Origin of the sequence: Billgrantia montanilacus (assembly GCF_003336675.1) — a bacterium.
In the GTDB taxonomy this organism is placed as follows: domain Bacteria; phylum Pseudomonadota; class Gammaproteobacteria; order Pseudomonadales; family Halomonadaceae; genus Halomonas; species Halomonas montanilacus.
On sequence record NZ_QPII01000002.1, the window covers coordinates 393,490 to 416,976 of the forward strand.

Here is a 23,487-nt window from a genome sequence, read left to right on the forward strand (position 1 = left end):
GAACTCAGGTCTCGAGCGCCATCCACACGCTCTTGAGGCTGGAGTACTCCTCCAGGCTGTGATGCGACTTGTCCCGCCCGTTACCCGACTGCTTCACGCCGCCAAAGGGCATGGTCTGGTCGCCCCCGGCCCAGTTGTTGACGAACACCTGGCCCGACTGCAGCCGCCCGGTCACGCGCATGATGCGGTCGATGTCCTGGCTCCACAGCCCCGCGGCGAGCCCGTAGGGCGTGTCGTTGGCCATGGCCACCGCCTCCTCCTCGCTGTCGAAGCCGAACACCGCCAGCACCGGGCCGAAGATCTCCTCGCGGCCGATGGTCATCTGTGGCGTCACGCCATCGAAGACCGTGGGTGGAATGAAGTAGCCCGGGCCGTCGATGGCCTGGCCACCGGTGCGCAGCCGTGCGCCCTCTTCCACACCCTGGCGAATGTAGTCGAGGACGCGCCGGTGCTGGGTCTCATCGACCATGGCGCCCATGAAGCTCTCGGGGTCGAGCGGGTCGCCGGGCTGCATGGTCTCCGCCGCCGCGAGAACCTTCTCGACGAACTCTTCTCGGATCGCGTTCTCGACCAGCAGCCTGGCGCCGGCGATACACACCTCGCCCTGGTTGTGGAAGATGGCTGCGGCAGCGTGGCTCGCCACCTTGTCCAGCTCCTTGCAGTCGGCGAAGACGATGTTGGGGCTCTTGCCGCCGCACTCCAGGTAGACCCGCTTGAGGTTGGACTGGCCGGCGTACTGCATCAGCTGCTTACCCACCGCCGTGGAGCCGGTGAAGGCCAGGCAGTCGACTTCCATGGATAGCGCCAGCGCCTTGCCCACGGTATGGCCGAAGCCGGGCAGCACCTGGAACACCCCACGCGGTATCCCCGCTTCCTTGGCCAGTTGGGCCAAGCGCAGCGCCGAGAGCGGCGACTTCTCCGAGGGCTTGAGGATCACGCTGTTGCCGGCGGCCAGCGCCGGGGCGATCTTCCAGGCGGTCATCATCAGCGGGAAGTTCCACGGCACGATGGCCGCCACCACGCCGATGGGCTCGCGCAGCACCAGCGCCAGGGCATCCTCGCCGGTGGGCGCCACCTCGCCGTATAGCTTGTCGATGCACTCGGCCTGGTAGCGGATACAGGCGATGGCACCGGCCATGTCGCCCAGCGAGCTCGAAACCGGCTTGCCCATGTCCAGGGTATCGAGCAGCGCCAGCTCGTGCTTGTTAGCCTCCATCAGGTCGGCCAGGCGCAGCAGCACCTTCTTGCGCTTGCCCGGTGCCAGGCGCGACCACTCGCCTTCGGCGAAGGCCGCCCGGGCCGAGGTCACGGCCAGCTCGGCATCGGCGGCGTCGCAGCTTGCCACCTGGGCCAGGATCTCGTTCGTCGCCGGGTTGCGCGACTCGAAGGTGTCGCCGCTCGCGGCGGCGACGAAGGCGTCGTCGATATAGGCACGGGTCTCAAGGGCCTGGCCCTGGGTTAGCTCCTCGGCCAGGGCCTGCCAGTCGGCCTTGGTGGTTGGAATCGCTGTCGGGGTGGCACTCATCGGCTCGCCTCCAGGGTGTTGGCCCGCTCCAGCACGGCATCAAAAAGCACCTGGGCGCCCAGGGCGCAGTGCTCCGGGCTGGCGTACTCCGCCTCGTTATGGCTGATACCGTCGCGGCAGGGAATAAAGATCATCGCCGTGGGGGCCACCCGGGAGACATAGACCGCGTCGTGACCGGCGCCGCTCATCATGCGGCGGTAAGGCACGCCCTGGGCCCGGGCGGCCCGCTCCACGGCGTCGATGCAACCGACATCGAACTCGACGACAGGTGAGGCCCAGACCCGCTCGCTTCGGGTTTCGATGTCGAAGGTCTCGCCGGCAGCGGCCAACTCACGCTCGAAGTGAGTTTCCAGGGCATCCAGCTCACTCTCTTCCACATGGCGCAGGTCGAGGGTGAGGCGCACCTCGCCGGGGACGACATTGCGGGAGGGGCTGTCGATATCAAGGCAGCCTACGGTGACCTTGGTGTCGCCGCTGGTGTCCGCCAGGGCATGGCCCTGCAGGCGATCGATCAAGCGCGCTGCGGCGGCCAGGGCATCGCGGCGGTAGCGCATCGGGGTGGGGCCGGCATGTGAGGACTGCCCGCGCAGGGTGACATCGAACCAGCGCATGCCCTGCACGCCGGTCACCACACCGACCGCTTCACGGTTCTCCTCCAGCACCGGTCCCTGCTCGATATGCAGCTCGAGGAAGCCCACCAGACGCGGCTCGCCCACTTCCATCTCGCCGGCGAAACCAGTGGCCGCGAGCGCCTCGCCCAGGGTTATGCCATCACGGTCGCGGCGTGCCAGGGTCGACTCGACGCTGAACGCCCCGGCGTAGGTACCGGAGGCCACCATGGCCGGGGCAAAGCGGCTGCCCTCTTCGTTGGTCCACACCACCAGCTCCAGCGGCCGCTCGGTGATGATGCCGTGATCGTCGAGGGTGCGAAATACCTCGAGCCCCGCCAGCACCCCGAGGATGCCGTCGAAGCGCCCGCCCTTGGGCTGGGTATCCAGGTGACTCCCGGTGGCAACCGGATCAAGGTCATCACGCTTCCCCAGGCGCCGGATAAAGAGATTACCGACCCGGTCGACGCGCAAGGTGCAGCCAATCGCCTTGCACCACTCGATCAGCAGGCGCCGCCCGGCGGCATCCTCCTCGGAGAGCGCCAGGCGACAGCTGCCGCCATTCGCGGTGGGGCCGATCTCGGCCATGGCCATCAAGCTCGACCAGAGCCGCTGGCCGTCGATAGAAACCGTCATGGGTGTCTCCCTTGTGTTTGTTCCCAGCCACCCTAGGCGGGAAGGTCGCAGCGGCGATATACCCCAATCAGGATATACCGACGACGGGGCACATCTTCGTAGGCTGGCTCTGTCACTTGTGAGGAGCCAACCATGACAACGACCCATCGAACCGCTGGCAACACCCCTTCGTCACTACGCTACGATCGCCGCACGCTTTGGCAGAAGGACAAGGATCACTTTATCCATCCCTTCACCGATTTCAGCCTGTTCCATGAGAAAGGCTGCGATCTTATCGTCGACAGCGACGGCATCTATGTCGAGGATGCTCACGGCAACCGCTTCATCGATGGCATTGCCGGCCTGTGGTGCGTCAATGTGGGCCACGGGCGTGCCGAGATTGGCCAGGCCATGGCCGAACAGGCGACCCGCATGGCCTATTTCTCCACCTTCAACAACCTGTCGAACGCCCCGGCGGCGGAGCTGGCCGCCAAGCTCGCCGAGCTGGCACCGGCAAACCTCAACCACGTCTTCTTCAGTTGCGGCGGCTCGGCAGCCAACGACGCCACCATCCGCCTGGTGCACTACTACTTCAACCGCCTGGGCAAGCCGAGCAAGAAGCGTATCCTGTCACGCCGCAACGCCTATCATGGCACCACCTACCTGGCCGCCAGCCTGACCGGCATCGAGAGCAACAACTGGGACTTCGACACCCTCGATCACCTGGTCACCCATCTGAGCGAGGCCAACCTCTACCGCCGCCCCGAGGGCATGAGCGAGGCGGACTACTGCGATCATCTGGTGGCCGAGCTCGAGGAGACCATCGTCGAGATCGGTGCCGAGAATATCGCCGCCTTTATCGCCGAGCCGATCATGGGCGCGGGTGGCGTGCTGATGCCCCCCCAGGGCTACCATGCCCGCATGCAGACGGTATGCCGCGCCAACGACATCCTCTTTATCGCCGACGAAGTCGTTACCGGCTTCGGCCGCCTGGGCCACTTCTTCGCCTCCGAGGCGGTCTTCGATACCCAGCCGGACATCATCAACTGCGCCAAGGGACTCTCCTCCGGCTACGCCCCCCTCGGTGCCACCCTGATCTCCGACGAGATCTACAAGGTGCTGGGCACACCTCAGCGCAAGGGCGGCGTGCTGAGCACTGGCTTCACCTACTCTGGCCACCCGGTCAGCTGTGCCGCGGCACTCAAGAACATCGAGATCATCGAGCGCGAGGCGATCTGCGAGAACGTCCGCGAGGTGGGCCCCTACCTGGCGCAGAAGCTCAAGACTCTGGCGGATCACGAGACTGTCGGTGACGTGCGCGGCAGCCATTTCATGCTGGCCATCGAGAACGTCGCCGACAAGGCCACCAAGAAGCTGCTTCCGGTAGAAGCGCGAGTCGGCGACCGGGTTGCCGCCGAAGCCCAGAAACGCGGCCTGATCATTCGCCCGGTGGGTCACCTCAATATCCTCTCGCCGCCGCTGATCTGGGACCGCGAGGTGGTGGATCGCGTGGTGGCGATCCTCGATGAGGCCTTCGCCGCCACCACGGTTTCACTCAAGGCCGATGGCTACCTGTAAGCGCCCCGGGGCCAGTTATCCGGCCCCCGCATGAACCAACAACCATAACGATAAAAGAGAGTCTTGTATGGAAACCTTTGGCCCCTGGAGTCTGTTCCCCACCGCCGTAGTGCTGGGCATGGCCATCGTTACCCGCCGAACCATCGAGTCCCTGCTGGCAGGGGCGGTGGTTGGACTACTCATGATCGAACCCGCCACAGTGGTATCGCAGGGTTCGGACATTCTGCTGACGGTGCTTGGCAACGATACCGTCACCTGGATCATCCTGGTCTGCGGCCTGTTCGGCAGCCTGATCGCCCTGCTGGTCAAGACCGGTGGCGTGCTCAGCTTCGGCGACGCAGTTACCCGTCGTATCCATAGCCGCCGCCAGAGCCTGCTTGCCACCTGGCTACTCGGCCTCGTTATCTTCGTCGACGACTACCTCAATGCGCTGACCATCAGCGCTTCGATGAAGAAGATCACCGACCGCTTCCAGGTCTCCCGGGAGAAGCTCGCCTATATCGTCGACTCCACTGCGGCGCCGATCTGCATCCTGGTGCCCTTCTCCACCTGGGCGGTGTTCTTCGCCGGCCTGCTGGAGGAGAACAATGTGGCCGGCAACGGCATGGGCCTCTATATCGAGGCCATTCCCTATATGTTCTACGCCTGGGTGGCCGCCGCCGTGGTGCCCCTGGTGGCCATGGGCTGGATTCCCGACCTCGGTCCCATGAGGGGCGCCGAGGCACGTGCCGCCGCCGGCCAGCTGATGCCAGCCGGCATCGACGACAATGCCCTGGAAGTCGAGGACACCGGCAAGAAACGCCCGCACCTGCTCAATTTCCTGCTGCCCATCGCCACCCTGATCTTCTTCACCTGGCACTTCGAGATCGACATCCTGCGCGGCGTCATCGTGGCGCTGACCGTGACCCTGGTGCTGATCTTCAGCCAGCGGCTGTTGAGCTTCCACGACACTTTCGACACGGCCCTTGATGGCTTCAAGGCCATGATCATGCCGTTGGGTACCCTGGTGGCCGGCTTCGCCCTCAAGGAGGTCAACGACGTGCTGGGGCTCACCGACTATGTGATCGCCACCGTCCAGCCACTGATGACCCCGGGCATGCTGCCGGCGGTGGTCTTCGTCACCATGGCCTTCCTGGCATTCGCCACCGGCTCTTTCTGGGGGTTGTTCGCCGTGGCCATACCCATCGTGCTGCCGCTGGCGGCGAGCATGGACAGCCATATGCCGCTGGTGATCGGCGCCCTGATCTCCGCCAGTGCCTTCGGCAGCCACGCCTGCTTCTACGGCGACTCCACGGTGCTCTCCGCCCAGGGCAGCGGGTGCACACCCATGGCCCATGCCCTGACCCAGTTGCCCTATGTGCTGATCGCCGCCGGTATCGCCGCCGGCATCTTCCTGATAGTTGGCCACCTGTGAGACCAATCATGAACGAGCCAATGTTCGACATTCCGACCGCCGAACCGACGCCCCGGGCCCAGGGCTTCGCCATGCCAGCCGAGTTCGCCCCCCACGATGCCTGCTGGATGCTCTGGCCCCAGCGCCCCGACACCTGGCGCTTCGGGGCCAAGCCGGCCCAGCAGGCCTTCGTGGAGGTCGCCACGGCCATCGCCGAGAGCGAAACCGTCTACGTCGGGGTCAACGACGAGCAGTACGAGAATGCCCGCCACCAGTTGCCGCCCGAGGTTCGCGTGGTGGAGCTCTCCAGCAACGACGCCTGGATGCGCGACGTGGGCCCCACCTTCCTGACCCACCCCGATGGCCGCCTGGCCATGGTCGACTGGGAGTTCAACGCCTGGGGCGGCCTCGACGGCGGGCTCTATTTCCCCTGGGACAAGGACAAGCGCATCCGCACCAAGATCGCCGAAATGCTCGGCATCCCGCGCTTCACTGCCCCGGTGGTGCTGGAGGGCGGGGCGCTGCACGTCGACGGTGAAGGCACCCTGATCACCACCGAGGAGTGCCTGCTCAACCCCAACCGCAACCCCGGCTTGAACCGCGAGGAAATGGAACAGCTGCTCCGCGACTACCTCGGCGTCGAGAAAGTCATCTGGCTGCCCCGGGGCTGCCACCTGGACGAAACCGATGGGCACGTGGATAACCTGTGCTGCTTCGTCGCCCCCGGAGAGGTTGTGCTGACCTGGTCCGATGACGAGGACGATCCCCAGCACGCCATCTGCCGGGAAGCCTTGGCCGTACTGGAATCGACGTTCGATGCCAGGGGCCGTGAGCTATGCGTTCACAAGCTTCCCCAGCCCGATCCGCTGTACATCGAAGAGGATGAGGCCAGCGGCCTCGATCGCCTCGATAGTTCCCACCCGCGCCGTCCCGGGGATCGCATGGCAGGCTCCTACGTCAATTTCTATATCGGCAACTCCGTGGTGGTCATGCCCCTGCTGGACCCGACCTGCGACGAGCAGGCTTACGCCATTCTTCAGGAACTGTTCCCCGACAGGCGAGTGGTCGGTGTCCCGGCCCGTGAGATCCTGCTCGGCGGCGGCAATATCCACTGCATCACCCAGCAGCAGCCCCGCCTGGGCCCGTCGCGCTGAGGCGACAGCTTGTCGGCCTTCGGTTCCTGCGAGGTGATGCTGCCAGAGGCGGTTGATCAGCTTCGCGGCAGTTCCCAGAAACTGCGAGGCCGGCCCCATGGGGCCGGCCTCGTCGCTGTAAAAGTCCCTACAGAGTGGCTCGCTCAGGGGGCGAGGCTGATCCAGACGCTCTTGAGCTCGGAGTACTCCTGCTGCGCATGCAGCGACTTGTCGCGACCGTTACCCGACTGCTTGACGCCGCCGAAGGGGGTGGTCTGGTCGCCCCCCGCCCAGTTGTTGACGAACACCTGGCCCGACTGCAGCCGCCGGGTCACGCGCATGATGCGGTCGATGTCCTGGCTCCACAGCCCCGCGGCCAGGCCGTAGACGCTGTCGTTTGCCATGGTGATGGCCTCCTCCTCGCTGTCGAAGCCGAACACCGCGAGCACCGGGCCGAAGACCTCTTCACGGCCGATGGTCATGGCCGGCGTTACGCCGTCGAACACCGTGGGCGGAATGAACAGCCCCGGGCCGTCGATCGCCTGGCCGCCGGTGCGCAGCCGTGCGCCCTCTTCCACGCCCTGGCGGATGTAGTCGAGGATTCGGCGATGCTGGGTCTCGTCAACGATGGCGCCCATGAAACTCTCGGGGTCTAACGGGTCGCCGGGCTGCATGGTCTCCGCCGCCTTCAAGACTCGCTCGACGAATTCCTCGCGGATGCTGTTTTCCACCAGCAGCCGGGAGCCGGCGATGCACACTTCGCCCTGGTTGTGAAAAATGGCTGCGGCGGCGTGGCTCGCCACCTTGTCGAGATCCTTGCAGTCGGCAAATACGATGTTGGGCGACTTGCCGCCGCACTCCAGGTAGACCCGCTTGAGGTTGGACTCACCAGCGTACTGCATCAGTAGCTTCCCCACCGCCGTGGAACCGGTGAAGGTCAGGCAGTCGACCTCCATGGAGAGCGCCAGCGCCTTGCCCACGGTATGGCCGAACCCCGGCAGCACCTGAAACACTCCCGTCGGAATTCCTGCCTCGCGGGCCAGTTGCGCCAGCCGCAGCGCGGAAAGCGGCGACTTCTCCGAAGGCTTCAGGATCACGCTGTTGCCGGCGGCCAGCGCCGGGGCGATCTTCCAGGCGGTCATCATCAGCGGGAAATTCCACGGCACGATGGCCGCCACCACCCCCAGGGGCTCGCGCAGCACCAGTGCCAGGGCGTCCTCGCCGGTGGGCGCCACCTCGCCATAGAGCTTGTCGATGCACTCGGCCTGGTAGCGGATGCAGGCGATGGCACCGGCCATGTCGCCCAGCGAGCTCGAAACCGGCTTGCCCATGTCCAGGGTATCGAGCAGCGCCAGTTCGTGCTTGTTAGCCTCCATCAGGTCGGCCAGGCGCTGCAGCGCCTTCTTGCGCTTGGCCGGCGCGAGGCGCGCCCAGCCGCCGCGGGCGAAGGCCGCCCGGGCCGAGGTCACGGCCGCCTCGGCATCGGCTGCATCGCAGCTCGCCACCTCCGCGAGCACCTCGCCGGTGGCTGGGTTGACGGTGGTGAAGGTCTCGCCGCTCACGGCATCGACGAAGACATCGTCGATGAAAGCGCGGGTCTCCAGGGACAGGGAGCCCGCCAGGGTGTGCCAGTCGTCACGGGTCCGCGGCGACTCATTCGTGGATTGGCTCATGCGATGGACTCCTCGGTAGCGGGTTGGCAAAGATCGGCCAGGGTGGCGTCAAGGGCGGCCCGGGCCTTGGTCACCAGCTCGTCGATTTCGTTGTGGGTGATCACCAGCGGGGGCGAGATGATCATGGTATCACCCACCGAGCGCATCACCAGACCGCCAGCGAAGCTGAAGTCTCGGCACAGGTTGCCGACGCCGAGTACCTTGTCGAAGCGCTCGCCGGTCTCGGGGTCGACCAGCTCAAGGGCCCCCATCAGGCCGAGAGAGCGCGCCTCGCCCACCAGCGGATGCTCGACCAGCTCGCCCCAGCGCCTGGCCAGGTAGGGCCCCAGATCGTCGCGGACCCGGTCCACCACGCCCTCGGCCTCGATCAGCTCCAGGTTCTTCAGCGCCACGGCGGCACAGGCGGGGTGTCCCGAATAGGTAAAGCCGTGAAAGAACTCGCCGCCCTCCTCGATCAAGGTATCCGCCACCCGATCCCCCACCAGCACACCGCCGATGGGCAGGTAGCCGGAAGAGAGTCCCTTGGCGATGGGCATCAGGTCCGGCTTGAGGTCGTAGTGGATGCTGCCGAACCACTCCCCCAGGCGCCCGAAGCCACAGATCACCTCGTCGGCCACCAGCAGGATATCGTACCTGGCCAGCACCTCCTTGACCGCCGGCCAGTAGCTTTCCGGCGGCATGATGGCGCCACCGGCGCCCTGAACAGGCTCGGCGATAAAGGCGGCGACGTTCTCCTCGCCGAGCTCCTGAATCTTCGCCTCCAGGGCCGCGGCGCACTCGCGACCGAAGCTCTCGGGACTCATGTCGCGCCCCTCGCCGAACCAGTAGGGCTGGCGGATATGGGCGATGTTCGGCACGCAGGGGCCGCCCTGACCATGCATGACGTCCATGCCGCCGAGACTCATGCCAGCCAGGGTGGAGCCGTGGTAGCCGTTCTCGCGGCCGATGATCCACTGCTTCTGCGGCCGGCCCTTCAAGGCCCAGTAGCGTCGCACCATGCGCAGCACAGTATCGTTGGCCTCGGACCCCGATCCGACGAAGAAGACGTGGTTGATGTGCTCCGGCGCCAACTGCACCAGTTTTTCGGCCAGCTTCACCGCCGGCGGGTGGGTGGTCTTGAAGAAGTTGTTGTAGTAGGGCAGTCGCTCGAGCTGCGCGGTGGCGGCTTCGACCAGTTCGTGGCGTCCATAGCCCAGGTTGACGCACCACAGGCCGGCCATACCGTCGAGGATGCAGTTACCCTCGCTGTCATGGATATAGACGCCCTCGGCGCGCTCGATGATGCGGCTGCCTTCCTCACCCAGCGCCTTGAAATCGGTAAAAGGGTGCAGATGGTGGGCGCGGTCCAGCACCTGATAGTCACGAGTCTTCATGGGTAACGTCTCCAGAAAGGGGCACTCAGGCCAGCTGGGTGGTGGATGGAGGGTGAACAGCGCCCCGGTGGGCACGGCAGGCCTCGGCGAAGCCGCGGAACAGGGCGTCGTGGAGGGCATGCTCGCAAGGCTGCCACTCCGGGTGCCACTGCACCGCCAGGGCGAAGGAGGCGGCATTCGCCACCGATACCGCCTCGATCAGGCCGTCCGGGGCCCAGGCCTCGGCCACCAGCCCCTCGCCCAGGCGCTTAATGCCCTGCTGATGCAAGGAGTTGACCCGCGTGCGGGTATCACCGAACAGGCGCGCCAAGGCACCGTCGGCGCGGATATCCAGTTCATGCGCCGGTGCATACTGGGCCGCCTTGTCGGTGCCGCCGGGCTCGCGGTGATCGAGCATCCCGGGCACCGCCTGTACCGCCTGATGCAGGCTGCCACCGAAGGCCACATTGAGTTCCTGAAAACCGCGGCAGATGCCGAATAGCGGCAGTGCCAGGTCCAGGGCCTCGTGGATCCAGGTCAGGGCGGCGGCGTCGCGATCCCGATCGTCCCGGGTATTCTGGGGCGCGCGCTTGGCGCCATAGCGATGGGCCTCCACATTGGAGTAGCTGCCGGTCAGCACCAGCCCATCGACCCGGGAGAGCAGCTCGCGGGCCGCCTCGTGGTCATTCTCCTGATCGCTCCACACCGGCAGGATAACGGGGTTCAGCCCATACTCACGGAGGGCGCCCAGGTATTTCACGGTCACCATCTGGGCGGCGTGCCCCTCCACCTCTCGGCGGCAGGCAATCACACCCACCAGGGGTCGTGTCGTCATGGCTGGCTCCTCGCGGGGTCGCTAAGGTGTTGTTATGGTTTATTCAACATACCGCTGTTGATTTATCTTTCCAAGAACCTCACTGATAAATCCAGACAAAACCAATCAAATAACTGTTTATTAATGAAATAAGTCTAATACCGACAAGCATTATATCGTAAAATCGTAAAGGATTTGACAACACGCACCCACCGAGAAAGGATAAAGGTCATCAACAACGACCATAAGCCCGATAGGTGAGCGCCATGTCTTCCACCCCCACCGATGACGTCCAGGTCTTTCTCGACCGCCACCCGGAGATCGACAGCTTCGACCTGCTGATCAGCGACCTCAATGGCGTCATCCGCGGCAAGCGCATCCCCCGGGACAACCTGGCCAAGGCTTACAGCAGCGGCATCGCCCTTCCTGCCTCTGTCTTCGCCCTGGATATCAACGGCAATACCATCGAGGAAACCGGCCTGGGTCTGGCCACCGGTGACGGCGATCGCCTCTGTCGGCCGATTCCCGGCAGCCTGATGCCAGTGCCATGGCTGCGCGGCGGCCGCCATGGTCAGCTGCTGATGACCATGGTGGAACTCGACGAGTCGCCCTTCTTCGCCGATCCCCGTCAGGTTCTCACCCAGGTATTGCAGCGCCTGACCGCCATGGGCCTGACCCCGGTGGTGGCGCTGGAGCTGGAGTTCTACCTGGTGGACCAGGCGCGAAAGCCTTCAGGCGCAATCCAGCCGCCCTGCTCACCCCGCAGCGGCGAGCGCGCCACCCAGAGCCAGCTCTACTCGATCCAGGAGCTCGACGAGTACGCCGACTTCCTCGACGACATCCAGGCCGCGGCCCGGGTCCAGGACCTGCCGCTGGATACCGCACTCAAGGAGTGCGCACCGGGCCAGTTCGAGATCAACCTGGTGCACTGCGACGATGCCCTTCGGGCCTGCGACAGCGCCGTGCTACTCAAGCGGCTGATCAAGGGCGTGGCGCTGACCCACGGCTTCGAGGCCACCTTCATGGCCAAGCCCTATGGCCTGGAAGCCGGGAATGGCACCCATGTGCATATCAGCCTACTGGACACCGAGGGCAATAACGTCTTTAGCGAGCCGCACGAGGAAGTGCTCGGTAGCGCCCTCCTCAACCAGGCGGTGGCCGGCCTGCTGGAGCACATGCCCAGCTCCATGGCGCTCTTTGCCCCCAACCTCAACTCCTACCGCCGACTGCAACCGGGGCTCTATGTGCCCATGGCCCCTACCTGGGGCTTCGACAACCGCTCGGTGGCTCTGCGCGTTCCCTCCGGGCCGCGGGCGGCGCGACGCATCGAGCACCGGGTGGCCGGCGCCGACGTCAACCCATACCTGCTGCTGGCCACCCTGCTGGCTTCCCTCCATGACGGCCTGAGCAGGGAGCTGACCCCACCGCCAGCGATCAACGGCAACGCCTATGAACAGGTGGAAGACAGCCTGACCAACAGCTGGCAGCAGGCCCTGGACCTGCTGGAGGAGGACGAGGTGTTGGGCGAGGCCCTGGGCTACGACTTTATCCGCGTCTTCGTGGCCAACCGCCGGGCCGAACGGGCACAGGCCATGCAGGCGGTGAGTCAGCTCGAGTACGAGTGGTACCTCAGACACGTCTAGACGACAACGCCCCGACCGAAGTCAGGGCGCTACGCCAAAGCGGCTATCGAGAGGAGCTTGAAAGGGCCTGACTTGGCAGCAAGCCTCAGCCGTCGCTGGCCAGCGGCAGGTCCCAGCGCGGCCGGCCCTCCTCGAGCAGCACGCGGTTGCCCTCGGGCCGATGATCCAGGCGCGAGACATCGGTCATTTCACCGTGTCGCCAGGTCACGTCGTAGCCGAGGGTTTCCTGGTGTGAATCCATTACCGTATGGCACTGACGCTGCGTGGTGGTGTAGGTCTGGGGCGCCTGATTGGCCTCGATGCGGCCCTGCACTTCGCGCCCCGCCAGGCCGCCGCCCACCACACCGGCAACCGTGGCCAGTGTCTTGCCACTGCCGCCCCCGATCTGGTTGCCCAACAGGCCACCCACCACGGCCCCGGCAGCCGTACCGGCGATACGATTGGGGTCACGGCTCGGCTGCTGCGGCGCAGCCTGACTGACCACGATGTCCTCGCACACCTCACGAGGGATCTCGACGCTACGCGTGACACGCTCCATGCCGACGATCTCGGCAAACTGAGGGCCGCTCTCCCCGGGGGGCTGCTGGACCTGCCAGGCGCCAAATGCCAGTCCGCCCAGACCGAAAACGGCCAGTGTCGTACCAACGATGGTTGATTTGTTCATCTGTCACCTCCTCTGTGGCGCACAGGCGCCTTGCCGACAAAGTGCAAGGGTCGGCTCCGGCGATATGCGGCGAATGCGATGAGGGACGGCGCATCCTGCGCCGCCAGAGGAATGAAACTCAGTATACGCGGTCGCGAAGTGTAAAGATGTTCCCACGCACCACTTTCACAATTTCTGACCAGGCGTCAGCAAAAGGCGACAGTGCCTAGTACCCCAGCCGATCACGCAGCGAGTAGTACCAGGCGCCGAGGGCAGAGAGGGGTACACGCATCAGGCGCCCCCCGGGAAAGGGCAGGTGCGGCAGGCCGGCGAAGGCATCGAAGCGCTCGCTCGCTCCCCTCATGACCTCGGCAACCAGACGCCCGGCCAGGTGGGAGCAGGTCACCCCGTGGCCGGAGTAGCCCTGGGCATAGAAGACGTTGCCGTTGAGCCGCCCGAACTGCGGCAGGCGATTCAGGGTCATCAGGAAATTGCCGCTCCAGGCGTAGTCGATCCCGACATCGGCCAGCGAGGGAAAAGTCTTCAGCAGCTTGGGCCGGATCAGCGCCGCGATATCCACCGGATCCTGGCCGCCGTAGTTGACGCCCCCGCCATAGAGGAGCCGACCCTCACCGGTGAAACGGTAGTAGTCGAGCAGATAGTTGCAGTCCTCCACCGCCATGTCGTTGGGTATCAGCTCACGCCGCAGCGCCACCGGCAACGGCTCGGTGGTGATGATCTGGGTGCCGCAGGGCATCGATCTGTTCTCCAGTTCCGGCAGCACCCCCTGCAGATAGGCGTTGCCGGCCATGACCACCCGCTGTGCCGTGACCGTGCCTTGCGGGGTGCGCAGCACGACCGGTTCGCCGTGCTTCACCTCCAGTACCGGGGTCTGCTCGTGGATCACCCCACCCAGCGCCTCGAAGGCCGCCGCCTCGCCGAGCACCAGGTTGAGCGGGTGCAGGTGGCCACCGGAGTGATCCACCAGTGCTCCCACATAGCGGTCACTGTTCACCTCCCGCTTCAATGCCGGGCCTTCCAACAGCTCCAGCTCATGGTGGCCGTAACGCTCCCAGAGCACCTTGTGCTCGACCAGCCCCTGCATTTGCCTGGTGTTGCAGGCGGCGAACAGGTTGCCCTCCTTCAGGTCACACTGAATCGCATACTGCGCGATGCGTTCGCGGATGATGCGGTTGCCCTCGAAGGCCATGTCGCCCAGCGCCCTGGCGGTCTCGCTGCCGTACTTCGCCTCGATCACGTCCATGTCGCGGCTGTAGCTGTTGACGATCTGCCCGCCGTTGCGACCCGAGGCGCCGAAGCCGACTCGCGCCGCTTCCAGCACCACCACCTTCACCCCCTGCTCGGCAAGGTGAAGCGCCGCGGAAATGCCGGTAAAGCCCGCCCCGACCACGCAGACGTCACACTCGATGTCGCCCGCAAGGGCGGGACGCGCCGGCGACGGGTTGGCCGTCGCCGCATAGTAGGACGCCACATGTTCGCTGCAGGCACTGCTCGTCATCTCGATACCTCACATAAAAAAATTATCGTCCCGCCGTCATATCCTGCAACATCGCCTGTCGCCGCTTGGCCTCATTGCGGCGCATGAAGTACCAGGCAAGGAAGGTGGCCAGCGACACGGCCAGTATGATCAATGTGGCCAGCGCATTGATCTTGGGCGAGACACCCAGGCGCACCGAGGAGAACACCACCATGGGCAGGGTCGTGGCGCCGGGGCCGGAAACGAAGCTGGCGATCACCAGGTCGTCCAGCGACAGGGTGAAGGCCAGCAGCCAGCCCGCCGCCAGTGCCGGCGCGATCACCGGCAATGTGATGTGAAAGAAGGTTTTCACCGGCCCCGCGCCAAGATCCATGGCCGCCTCCTCGATGGAGAGGTCAACTTCGCGCAGCCTGGACGCCACGACCACCGCCACGTAGGCGCTACAGAAAGTGGTGTGGGCGATCCAGATGGTGACCATGCCCCGATCCGCCGGCCAGCCGACCATCTGCGCCATGTGAACGAAGAGCAGCAACAGCGACAACCCGGTGATCACCTCGGGCATGACCAGCGGCGCCGTCACCATGCTGGAGAGCACCGTCTTGCCCCGAAAGCGCGTGAAGCGCGTCATCACGAAGGCTGCCAGGGTTCCCAGGCACACCGCCATGGAGGCCGAGAAGAAGGCGATGCGCAGGCTGGTCCATACGGCCGCCAGGATCTGCCGGTCACGGAACAACTCGATGTACCAGCGCCCTGAGAAACCGGCCCATACCGTCACCAGCCGCGACGAGTTGAAGGAGTAGACCACCAGGATGACCATCGGCAGATAGAGGAACAGCAGGCCGACGATCAGCATCACCGTGGTAAAGGATGGCTTACGCATGGCTCACTCCTTCAGTTCACGGGATTGATAACGGTGAAAGAGGGCGATGGGAATGATCAGGATTGCCAGCATCACCATGGCCAGCGCCGAGGCCACCGGCCAGTCGCGGTTGTGGAAGAACTCTTCCCAAAGCACCTTGCCGATCATCACGGTATTGGGGCCGCCCAGCAGTTCGGGTATCACGTACTCCCCCACGGCAGGAATGAAGACCAGCATGGAGCCGGCCACGATACCGCCCATGGACAACGGCAGTGTCACCTTGAAGAAGGTGTTCAGCTTGCTGGAACCGAGATCTGATGCCGCCTCGAGCAGGGACCCATCGAGGCGGGTGAGATTGGCGTAGAGCGGCAGCACCATGAACGGCAGGTAGGCATAGACGATACCCAGGATCACCGCGAAATTGGTATTCAGCATGCGAATCGGCGAGTCGATCCAGCCAAGCCAGATCAACGAGTTGTTGATCAGCCCGTTATTGCTGAGGATACCCATCCAGGCGTAGACCCGGATCAGAAACGAGGTCCAGGAGGGCAGCATCACCAGCAGCAGCAGTACCAGCTGCCAGCGCATGGGGGCTCGAGCCATGGCGTAGGCCATGGGATAACCCAGCAGCAGGCAAAGTACCGTGGCCAGCAGGGCGATCTTCACGGAGCCCCAATAGGCCGCGATATAGAGCGTATCCGTGGTCAGGAAGAGGTAGTTGCTGAAGGTGAGGACGATATTGAGCGTCTCATGACCGTAGTCGAGTATCGCACTGTATGGCGGTATCGAGATCGCCGCCTCCGAGAGGCTGATCTTGAGCACGATACCAAAGGGCAACAGGAAGAACAGCGTCAACCACAGCAACGGCACGGCGATGACCCAGCCACGACGGGGCTTGAACAGCCGTCGCAGGCGAACCAGATTATTGGACATGGAAATCTCCCCATGAGACGGCCTCGTTGCAGCAAGGCGCGTCAGAATTCGCAGTCTCAGTCGTGGAGGATCACGGCACTCAACTCGTCCCAGTGGACGTAGACCGGTTCGTCCCACTTCGGCCGGTCGCCGCGGCGCTCGGTATTGGTCATGCTGGCCTTGACCAGATGTCCGCCCTCGGTGCGCACGAAGTACACCGAGAAGCCACCCAGGTAGGCGATATCCTCTACCGTGCCGGCGGCCCAGTTGTAGTCGCCGGCGGGGCGCTCGCGGCTCAACCAGGTCTTCTCGGGACGAATCGCAACCCAGACACTGCGCTCGTCGGCCTGGGTGCTCACGCCATGGCCGATGCGGATCTGCCGGCCCAGCTCCAGGCTGTCGATGATGCAGTGGTCGGCCTCGTCGGCGACGATCTCACCGACGAAGAGGTTCACAGTGCCCACGAACTCGGCCACCATGCGGCTCGCCGGGCTCTCATAGACGTCCATGGGGGTGCCCACCTGGGCGATCCAGCCATCCGCCATGATCGCCACCCTGTCGGCCATGGTCATGGCCTCCTCCTGGTCGTGGGTGACCATGATGCAGGTGACGCCGACCCGTTCGAGAATCTGCACCACCTCCAGCTGCATCTCGGTGCGCAGCTTCTTGTCCAGTGCTCCCATCGGCTCGTCGAGCAGCAGCAACTTGGGCCGCTTGGCCAGCGAGCGGGCCAGCGCCACGCGCTGACGCTGCCCCCCCGACAGCTGGTGCGGCTTGCGCCGGGCAAACGCCTCCATGTGCACCAGCTTGAGCATTTCCGCCACGCGCTGGGCGATTTCGTCCTTCTTCAGCCGATCCTGCTTGAGACCGAAGGCGATGTTCTGCTCCACGCTCATATGCGGGAACAGGGCGTAGGACTGGAACATCATGTTGATCGGCCGCTCATAGGGCGGCATGGACGTGATGTCCTCGCCGTCCAGGATGATCTCGCCCTCGCTGGGCTTCTCGAAGCCCGCCAACATGCGCAGTAGCGTCGACTTGCCCGACCCCGAGCCGCCCAGCAGGGCGAATATCTCCCCCCGCCGAATGGAGAGGGAAACGTCGTCCACCGCCAGGGCGCCATCGAAGCGCTTGCTGACCCGGCGAATCTCCATCAGCGCTTCCCCGGGGGCCGGCCTCGGCCTGCCGGAGGCGGAAGGGGCCGACGAGGGCTGTCCGGAAGTCAGTGTTCCTGCAGAATCAAATTCGGAAGACACAGGCTCGGCGCGTCGAACCTGGCCCGTGGCATGCGGCTGGGATTGGGGCATCACAGCGTCTCCTGGCAGCCAATCGGAGGGAGCCGGCCCGGGCGGGCCGGCGTGTCATGTCAGATACCCGACTTCACCCGGTTCCAGGTGCGGGTACGCACGCGCTGAACCGCCAGGGGCTTCTCTTCCTGTACAAAGAGATTGTCCATTACCTCCTGGTCGGGATAGATGGAGGTATCATTGAGAATATCCGGATCGAGAAATTCGTTGGCGGCCACGTTGGGGTTGGCATAGACGACGTATTCGGTGATCGCGGCTGCGATCTCTGGCTCGAGGATGAAGTTGATAAAGGCGTGGGCGTTGTCGGGGTTCGGTGCGTCGGCGGGTATCGCCATCATGTCGAACCACAGCGCCGCGCCCTCCTTGGGGATCGAGTAGGCGATGCTGAAGTCGTGCCCGGCTTCCTCGGCACGGTCGGCGGCCTGGAAGATATCGCCGGAGTAGCCGGCCGCCACGCAGATATCGCCGTTGGCCAGGTCCGATATATAGCGCGAGGAGTGGAAGTAGGTGATGTTGTCGCGCACGGCGGCGATGAGATCACCCGCCGCTTCGATATCTGCGGACTCGCTGGAAAGTGGCGAGAGGCCCAGGTAGGCCATGCCAGCAGAGAGCATATCGTCGCCCGTGTCCAGCACGGCAATACCGCAGCCACCCTCGTTCAGCGCGGCGGTGACTTCAGGATCGAAGATCAATGCCCAGGAGTCCACCGGCGCGTCCTCGCCGAGAATCGCCTCGACCCGCTCGACGTTGTAGCCGATGCCGTTGGTGCCCCACATGTAGGGAATTGAGTGGCGGCTGCCCGGGTCGATGGACTCCAGGTCATCCATCAGCTCCGGGTTGAGGTTGGCCATGTTGGGCAGCTTGTCGTGATCCAGCTCTTGATAGACCCCGGCGCTGACCTGCCGCGTCAGGTAGTGGTTGGACGGCACTACCACATCGTAGCCGGAGCGCCCCGAGAGCATGGCGGCGTCAAGCACCTCGTTGCTGTCGTAGACGTCGTAGATCACCCGGATACCTGTCTGCTCGGTAAACTTCTCGAGGGTATCGGGGGCGATATAGTCCGACCAGTTGTAGACCCGCACTTCGTCGGCATGAGCCGCACCGGTCATCAACGCCACGGATGCCGCAGCCACGGCCAGGGAAAGCTTGCTTTGTCGGGACATCATCACACCTCTTCGCTGTTGTTATTCACATGGTTTCATTGATACCCGGCATCCCCTACGCCGGGGCCCTTCATCCCGCCACCGCTTCATACGCTGAGCAGCAGGAACTCCCTTTCCCAGGAACTGATCACCTGTTTGAAATTCTCGTTCTCCACCCGCTTTACCGCCACATAGCCGGTCACGAAACGGTGGCCCATATAACGCTCCAGCTCCGCACAGTGCTCCATCCGCTCCAGCGCCTGCTCTAGGGTAAAGGGCAGGCGCATGTTACGACGCTCGAACGCCCGTCCCCGCACCGGCGCCGACGGGTTCAGACCCTGCTCCATGCCGAGGTAACCGCACAGCAGACTGGCGGCAATAGCCAGATAGGCATTGGCATCGGCGCCGGGCAGTCGGTTCTCGATGCGACGGTTCTGTGGCGTGGAGTCGGGAACGCGAAGTCCGCAGGTGCGGTTTTCCTCCCCCCATTCGACATTGACCGGCGCCGAGGTATCCGGCAGGAAACGGCGGAAGGAGTTGACGTTGGGTGCCATCAGCGGCAAGGCCTCGGGGATGAAACGTTGCAGCCCACCGATATGGTGCAGGAACAGCTGGCTCATGGAGCCGTCGTCGTTGGCAAAGACGCTGCGCCCCGTGGTGGCATCGAGCACGCTCTGATGGATATGCATGGCGCTGCCCGGCTCATTGGTGATCGGCTTGGCCATGAAGGTGGCCGCCACGTCATGCTTGAGCGCCGCTTCCCGCAGTGTCCGCTTGAAGAGGAATATCTGGTCGGCCAGCATCAACGGGTCACCATGACGGAAGTTGATCTCCATCTGGGCGGTCCCTTCTTCATGGATCAGGGTATCGATATCCAGCCCCTGGGCCTCGCACCAGTCATACATGTCCTCGAACAGCGGATCGAACTCGTTGGCCGCATCGATGGAGAAGGATTGCCGGCCGGTCTCCTGCCGCCCACTGCGACCGATCGGCGGCTGCAGCGGCAGGTCGGGATCTTCGCATCGCTTGGTGAGATAGAACTCCATCTCCGGTGCCACCACCGGCTTCCAGCCCTTTTCGGCATAGAGGGCGAGCACACGCTTGAGCTGGTTGCGGCACGAAAGCTCGATGGGATTGCCCATCTTGTCGTAGCAGTCGTGAATCACCTGGGCCGTGGGCTCCAACGCCCAGGGCACCGGATAAACGGCCGAGATGTCGGGTTTGCACACCATGTCGATGTCGGCAGGATCGAGCAGCGAATAGTAGAGGTCGTCCTCGACATAGTCGCCGGTCACGGTCTGCAGCAGTACGCTTTCGGGCAAGCGCATACCCTTCTCTGCCATGAACTTCGAAACGGGGGTGATCTTGCCTCGGGCAATCCCGGTGATGTCGCTGACCAGGCACTCCACCTCGGTGATGCGCCGTTCCTTGAGCCAGCTCTCTAGATCTTTCATGAAAACCTCATTTTCGCCCCGTTTCGGGCTGATGGTTATAGTCGATCGCGCAGTTTGTAGAAGCTGGTCGCCAGCAACAGCAGCGGCGTGCGCAGCCGGTCGCCACCAGGGAAACGTCGATGCGGCATGGCAGCGAAGAGATCGAATCGCTCGCTCTGGTCGGCAATGGCATCGCTCATCAGCCGCCCGGCGAGGCCCGCCAGGGCCATGCCGTGCCCGGAATAGCCCTGGGCGTAGTAAAGGTTATGCCCGATGCGGCCGAAATCCGGCGCCCGGTTGAGAGTAATGGCCACATCGCCACCCCAGCGGTAGTCGATCGCCACGCCCTCCAACACCGGAAAGAGCCGTGCGATCTTGGCATCCATTCGCTCGCGCAAACCGCGAGGCTCACGGCCATCGTAGCTCACCTCGCCGCCATAGATCAGCCGCCGATCGGCAGAGAGCCGGTAGTAATCGAGCACGAAGTTGGCATCGGCCAGAGCATCGTTGCGTGGCAGCACCGCGGCGGCCTGCGCTTCACTCAGGGGGGCGGTTGCCACCATGTAGTTGGCGGCGCGCATCGTCCGGCCCTTCAGCTCTGGCACCAGCCCCCCCAGGTAGGCATTGGCGGCCACCACCACGAAGTCGGCGGTGACACTGCCGCTATCGGTTTCCACCCGTGCGGGCTGCCCCTGGCGGATGTTGTGCACGGTACTCTCTTCGTGAATTGTCACACCGGCACGCTGGGCGGCACGCGCCAGCCCCAGCGTATAGTTCAGCGGATGCAGGTGGCCGCCCTCCCCCTCGTAAAGGGCACCGGGATAGGCGTCGGTCACCACCCGCTCACGCAATGCCGGGCCCTCGAGCCACGCCATGTCCATATATTCGTAATCGCGGGCCATGCGTTCCTGAAACGCCTGCAGTTCGCGCACGTGGCGTGGCTTGACGGCAGCGTGCAGGAAGCCCCAGGCCAGGTCGCAGGGAATGGCGTAACGTTCGACGAGCCCCGCCGTGAGCCGAACCGCTTCACGGCTCATTTCCCAGATGGCGCGGGCCCGTTCGAGCCCCAGCGCTTGCTCCACGGTAGCGATATCGGTGCCCAGGCCGGGGAGGATCTGGCCGCCGCTGCGCCCCGAGGCGCCGTAGCCAATCGCCTGCGCTTCCAGCAGGCGCACCGAGTAGCCCCGTTCGGCCAGATGCAATGCCGCCGAGCAGCCGGTCACCCCACCGCCGATCACACAGACATCGACCCGCTGGTCACCTTCCAGCGGCGGACAGGCGTCCAGCCCTACCGCCACCGTATCGCGGTAGTAGGATGTCGGAATGTCGAGCGTAGTGGCAACAGCCATGAAACCGGTCCTTGCGCTGATGAGGCCGGGGCCAACCGGCATGATGAGCGTTGATCAAGCCTCTTGTTGAGCCGCCTTGGCGGGCAAGCCATGCGACCAGTCTGGCACCAAACCCGCCGATCCTGTCAAGTATTCAATAACGAACGACGTCAACGCGCAATCACCAACACCTGCTTGCGCGGCATGATATAGGCCTCTTATAGTGAATATAGGGCAAGAAACACCTGGATTGCACGAGGAGCTGCAGAGGGCAGCCTGTCAAGAAATCACCATCAATCTGGCATACTGGACCTAGCTGCCAGGAGCGATTCCGGAGCGGCGGCGATCCGCTAGCCATGACGACCGACGGAGGCCAGAAAGACGTCCAGTACCCGGTGAGGGCGACGATCCCGACGGGTGATCGTCACCAGAGGAATGAGGTAGGTGCAGGTTTCGGGGCAGAGCGCACGCAAGCGCCCCGCCATGACCCAGGGTTCCGCCAGATGATCGGGCAGGTAGCCGATATAGCAGCCGGTCAAGATGAGAAACACCGCGCCTTCACGGTCCGAGGCCGTTGCGGTACCCCTCAGCCTGGCATGCGCTTGGCGGGCCGCCTCAGGCAGCGGGTAGGCGGGCAGCACCGCTTCATGCGCGGCCAGTACCGTCTCGTCCAACGCCTCGTCCCGCAGATGAAAGAGCGGGTGACGATCGGCACAGAAGAGACGCAACGTTTCGTCATAGAGCGGCCGCGCATCGACGCTGGCGGGCAGGTTGACCTCGGGGACGACGCCCACGTGCAGACGGGCGTCCAGGACCCCTTGGGCGATACTGTCCGGTGCCTCCATGTGGATATTGATGCGCACGTCCGGCCCCTGTGCCTTGAGGTCGGCCAGGGCATCGGTCACATGCATCCGCGGCATGCTGACCAGGTTGTCGGTCAGGCCGATATTGAGCTCGCCACGCAGGTTGCGATGCAGCCCGTTGACTTCGGTACGAAAGGTCTCCAGCGCCGACAACAGCGTCAGGGTCGCCTCGAAGACCTGGCGCCCCTCCTCGGTGAGAGAAAAACCGCCTCGTCCCCGCTGGCACAGCTTCAGCCCCAGGCGTTTCTCGAGGTCGCTCATGTGCTGACTGATCGCCGGCCGGCTGATGCCAAGCGTCGATTCAGCGGCGGAAAAGCCGCCGCACTCCACCACGGCCTTGAAGACGCGTATCAGCCGAATATCGAAGTCGCTGACCTGGCCCAGCTTCAGTCCCGACCTGTCGACCATGAGCGAATCCTCAGCGCGAGGCGCATACCGGACAGGCGGGATCCCGCGGCACCTGGAAATGCCGCCACTGGCCGCTCATGCCATCAAAGGTAGAGAGCCCCCGATGCGGGGTGCCGGCACCGCTGAGCAGCTTGACCGCCTCCAGCGCCTGAAAGCAGCCGATCAGCCCCACCAGGGGAGCGACGACGCCATTCTCGGCGCAGCGCAACTCCTCGTCGCCGCCCTCTCCGGGGGGATAAAGGCAGGCATAGCAGGGGCTTGCAGGGTCACGGGGATCGAACACCGCCAACTGGCCCGAGAAGCGAATTGCCGCACCGGACACCAGCGGCTTGCCCGCCTTGCGGCTGGCGGCGTTGATGGCATAGCGGCTGGAAAAGCGGTCGGTACAATCGAGCACCAGATCCACCGCGGCTACGGCGTCGTCCATTGCGGCGCCCTCCAGGTGCTGCGTTACCACGGCAATATCGCAGCCGGGATTGAGCGCCAGTGCCGACTCGCGAGCCGACTCGGCCTTGTTGCGATCAAGGTCGCTCATGCCGTGCGCGACCTGGCGCTGCAGGTTGGAGAGCTCAACGCTGTCGGCATCGGCCAGGGTAAGGTGTCCCACGCCGGCGGCGGCAAGATAGAGCGCCACCGGCGAGCCCAGACCGCCGGCGCCCACCACCAGCACCCGGGATGCCAACAGCCGCTCCTGCCCTTCGATATCGATCGCCTCCAGCATGATCTGGCGGCTGTAACGCAGCAGTTGGCCATCGTCCAT

At 64.5% G+C, this 23,487-nt stretch carries 19 protein-coding genes; 4 read left to right on the plus strand and 15 right to left on the minus strand.

Annotation, left to right across the window (positions count from 1 at the left end; translation table 11 throughout):
• Positions 1 to 4 precede the first annotated feature (4 nt).
• The gene (locus DU505_RS04465; protein WP_114477785.1) at positions 5 to 1,525 is read right to left on the minus strand and encodes an aldehyde dehydrogenase; all 1,521 of its coding nucleotides are present in this window, start codon (positions 1,523 to 1,525) and stop codon (positions 5 to 7) included.
• Positions 1,522 to 2,769: a Zn-dependent hydrolase gene (locus tag DU505_RS04470; protein ID WP_114477786.1), complete on the minus strand. Its 1,248-nt coding sequence runs from the start codon at positions 2,767 to 2,769 to the stop codon at positions 1,522 to 1,524. The genes DU505_RS04465 and DU505_RS04470 overlap by 4 nt, the downstream gene beginning before the upstream one ends.
• Positions 2,770 to 2,901: 132 nt before the next feature.
• On the opposite strand from DU505_RS04470, the gene DU505_RS04475 reads away from it, so the two are divergent.
• The 3 genes from DU505_RS04475 to aguA all read left to right on the plus strand — a co-directional run bounded on the left by DU505_RS04475 (position 2,902) and on the right by aguA (position 6,873).
• Entirely contained in the window at positions 2,902 to 4,326 is a 1,425-nt protein-coding gene (locus DU505_RS04475; protein ID WP_114477787.1) for an aminotransferase, read from the plus strand.
• Positions 4,327 to 4,393: 67 nt separating this feature from the next.
• Complete coding sequence (locus tag DU505_RS04480; RefSeq protein WP_114477788.1) at positions 4,394 to 5,740, plus strand: Na+/H+ antiporter NhaC family protein; 1,347 nt, start codon at positions 4,394 to 4,396, stop codon at positions 5,738 to 5,740.
• Positions 5,741 to 5,748: 8 nt separating this feature from the next.
• The gene (gene aguA / locus DU505_RS04485) at positions 5,749 to 6,873 is read left to right on the plus strand and encodes an agmatine deiminase (RefSeq protein WP_245947766.1); all 1,125 of its coding nucleotides are present in this window, start codon (positions 5,749 to 5,751) and stop codon (positions 6,871 to 6,873) included.
• A gap of 143 nt (positions 6,874 to 7,016) precedes the next feature.
• On the opposite strand, the gene DU505_RS04490 is transcribed toward aguA, so the two are convergent.
• Genes DU505_RS04490 through DU505_RS04500 form a run of 3 tightly spaced genes read right to left on the minus strand, consistent with a single transcriptional unit; the run spans position 7,017 to position 10,712 of the window.
• The gene (locus DU505_RS04490) at positions 7,017 to 8,525 is read right to left on the minus strand and encodes an aldehyde dehydrogenase (RefSeq protein ID WP_114477789.1); all 1,509 of its coding nucleotides are present in this window, start codon (positions 8,523 to 8,525) and stop codon (positions 7,017 to 7,019) included.
• Positions 8,522 to 9,898 carry an aspartate aminotransferase family protein gene (locus DU505_RS04495; protein ID WP_114477790.1) on the minus strand — a complete coding sequence of 459 codons (1,377 nt, stop codon included), beginning with the start codon at positions 9,896 to 9,898 and terminating at the stop codon, positions 8,522 to 8,524. The genes DU505_RS04490 and DU505_RS04495 overlap by 4 nt, the downstream gene beginning before the upstream one ends.
• A 25-nt stretch (positions 9,899 to 9,923) precedes the next feature.
• Positions 9,924 to 10,712 (minus strand): gamma-glutamyl-gamma-aminobutyrate hydrolase family protein, encoded by a 789-nt coding sequence (locus DU505_RS04500; RefSeq protein ID WP_114477791.1) that lies wholly within the window; start codon positions 10,710 to 10,712, stop codon positions 9,924 to 9,926.
• Positions 10,713 to 10,957: 245 nt separating this feature from the next.
• Between DU505_RS04500 and DU505_RS04505 the strand changes: the two genes are divergently transcribed.
• Positions 10,958 to 12,334, plus strand: a complete 1,377-nt coding sequence (locus DU505_RS04505; RefSeq protein WP_114477792.1) for a glutamine synthetase family protein — start codon at positions 10,958 to 10,960, stop codon at positions 12,332 to 12,334.
• Between the two features lie 85 nt (positions 12,335 to 12,419).
• Here the strand turns inward: DU505_RS04505 and DU505_RS04510 are convergent, their stop codons facing one another.
• The 10 genes from DU505_RS04510 to DU505_RS04555 all read right to left on the minus strand — a co-directional run bounded on the left by DU505_RS04510 (position 12,420) and on the right by DU505_RS04555 (position 23,487).
• A complete protein-coding gene (locus tag DU505_RS04510) occupies positions 12,420 to 12,998 on the minus strand; it encodes a glycine zipper 2TM domain-containing protein (protein ID WP_114477793.1) in 579 nt (192 codons plus the stop codon).
• 205 nt (positions 12,999 to 13,203) lie between these two features.
• A complete protein-coding gene (locus DU505_RS04515) occupies positions 13,204 to 14,496 on the minus strand; it encodes an NAD(P)/FAD-dependent oxidoreductase (protein ID WP_114477794.1) in 1,293 nt (430 codons plus the stop codon).
• A 22-nt stretch (positions 14,497 to 14,518) separates the two neighbouring features.
• A complete protein-coding gene (locus DU505_RS04520) occupies positions 14,519 to 15,355 on the minus strand; it encodes an ABC transporter permease subunit (protein ID WP_114477795.1) in 837 nt (278 codons plus the stop codon).
• 3 nt (positions 15,356 to 15,358) lie between these two features.
• Positions 15,359 to 16,267 carry an ABC transporter permease subunit gene (locus tag DU505_RS04525; RefSeq protein WP_114477796.1) on the minus strand — a complete coding sequence of 303 codons (909 nt, stop codon included), beginning with the start codon at positions 16,265 to 16,267 and terminating at the stop codon, positions 15,359 to 15,361.
• A gap of 56 nt (positions 16,268 to 16,323) precedes the next feature.
• Positions 16,324 to 17,400, minus strand: a complete 1,077-nt coding sequence (locus DU505_RS04530) for an ABC transporter ATP-binding protein (RefSeq protein WP_245947767.1) — start codon at positions 17,398 to 17,400, stop codon at positions 16,324 to 16,326.
• Between the two features lie 212 nt (positions 17,401 to 17,612).
• Positions 17,613 to 18,716, minus strand: coding sequence for a polyamine ABC transporter substrate-binding protein (locus DU505_RS04535; RefSeq protein ID WP_114477962.1), 1,104 nt, complete (start codon positions 18,714 to 18,716; stop codon positions 17,613 to 17,615).
• 86 nt (positions 18,717 to 18,802) lie between these two features.
• Complete coding sequence (locus DU505_RS04540) at positions 18,803 to 20,149, minus strand: glutamine synthetase family protein (RefSeq protein ID WP_114477798.1); 1,347 nt, start codon at positions 20,147 to 20,149, stop codon at positions 18,803 to 18,805.
• Between the two features lie 35 nt (positions 20,150 to 20,184).
• Positions 20,185 to 21,477 (minus strand): NAD(P)/FAD-dependent oxidoreductase, encoded by a 1,293-nt coding sequence (locus DU505_RS04545; protein ID WP_114477799.1) that lies wholly within the window; start codon positions 21,475 to 21,477, stop codon positions 20,185 to 20,187.
• Positions 21,478 to 21,806: 329 nt separating this feature from the next.
• Complete coding sequence (locus tag DU505_RS04550) at positions 21,807 to 22,727, minus strand: LysR family transcriptional regulator (RefSeq protein ID WP_114477800.1); 921 nt, start codon at positions 22,725 to 22,727, stop codon at positions 21,807 to 21,809.
• Positions 22,728 to 22,737: 10 nt separating this feature from the next.
• Positions 22,738 to 23,487, minus strand: a complete 750-nt coding sequence (locus tag DU505_RS04555) for a HesA/MoeB/ThiF family protein (protein ID WP_114477963.1) — start codon at positions 23,485 to 23,487, stop codon at positions 22,738 to 22,740.

Excerpts from the sequence above, each read along its gene's own strand:
- DU505_RS04465 (WP_114477785.1), bottom strand. The coding sequence starts at position 1,525 with ATGAGTGCCACCCCGACAGCGATTCCAACCACCAAGGCCGACTGGCAG.
- DU505_RS04470 (WP_114477786.1), bottom strand. The coding sequence starts at position 2,769 with ATGACGGTTTCTATCGACGGCCAGCGGCTCTGGTCGAGCTTGATGGCC.
- DU505_RS04475 (WP_114477787.1), top strand. The coding sequence starts at position 2,902 with ATGACAACGACCCATCGAACCGCTGGCAACACCCCTTCGTCACTACGC.
- DU505_RS04480 (WP_114477788.1), top strand. The coding sequence starts at position 4,394 with ATGGAAACCTTTGGCCCCTGGAGTCTGTTCCCCACCGCCGTAGTGCTG.
- aguA (WP_245947766.1), top strand. The coding sequence starts at position 5,749 with ATGAACGAGCCAATGTTCGACATTCCGACCGCCGAACCGACGCCCCGG.
- DU505_RS04490 (WP_114477789.1), bottom strand. The coding sequence starts at position 8,525 with ATGAGCCAATCCACGAATGAGTCGCCGCGGACCCGTGACGACTGGCAC.
- DU505_RS04495 (WP_114477790.1), bottom strand. The coding sequence starts at position 9,898 with ATGAAGACTCGTGACTATCAGGTGCTGGACCGCGCCCACCATCTGCAC.
- DU505_RS04500 (WP_114477791.1), bottom strand. The coding sequence starts at position 10,712 with ATGACGACACGACCCCTGGTGGGTGTGATTGCCTGCCGCCGAGAGGTG.
- DU505_RS04505 (WP_114477792.1), top strand. The coding sequence starts at position 10,958 with ATGTCTTCCACCCCCACCGATGACGTCCAGGTCTTTCTCGACCGCCAC.
- DU505_RS04510 (WP_114477793.1), bottom strand. The coding sequence starts at position 12,998 with ATGAACAAATCAACCATCGTTGGTACGACACTGGCCGTTTTCGGTCTG.
- DU505_RS04515 (WP_114477794.1), bottom strand. The coding sequence starts at position 14,496 with ATGACGAGCAGTGCCTGCAGCGAACATGTGGCGTCCTACTATGCGGCG.
- DU505_RS04520 (WP_114477795.1), bottom strand. The coding sequence starts at position 15,355 with ATGCGTAAGCCATCCTTTACCACGGTGATGCTGATCGTCGGCCTGCTG.
- DU505_RS04525 (WP_114477796.1), bottom strand. The coding sequence starts at position 16,267 with ATGTCCAATAATCTGGTTCGCCTGCGACGGCTGTTCAAGCCCCGTCGT.
- DU505_RS04530 (WP_245947767.1), bottom strand. The coding sequence starts at position 17,400 with ATGGAGATTCGCCGGGTCAGCAAGCGCTTCGATGGCGCCCTGGCGGTG.
- DU505_RS04535 (WP_114477962.1), bottom strand. The coding sequence starts at position 18,716 with ATGTCCCGACAAAGCAAGCTTTCCCTGGCCGTGGCTGCGGCATCCGTG.
- DU505_RS04540 (WP_114477798.1), bottom strand. The coding sequence starts at position 20,149 with ATGAAAGATCTAGAGAGCTGGCTCAAGGAACGGCGCATCACCGAGGTG.
- DU505_RS04545 (WP_114477799.1), bottom strand. The coding sequence starts at position 21,477 with ATGGCTGTTGCCACTACGCTCGACATTCCGACATCCTACTACCGCGAT.
- DU505_RS04550 (WP_114477800.1), bottom strand. The coding sequence starts at position 22,727 with ATGGTCGACAGGTCGGGACTGAAGCTGGGCCAGGTCAGCGACTTCGAT.
- DU505_RS04555 (WP_114477963.1), bottom strand. The coding sequence starts at position 23,487 with ATGGACGATGGCCAACTGCTGCGTTACAGCCGCCAGATCATGCTGGAG.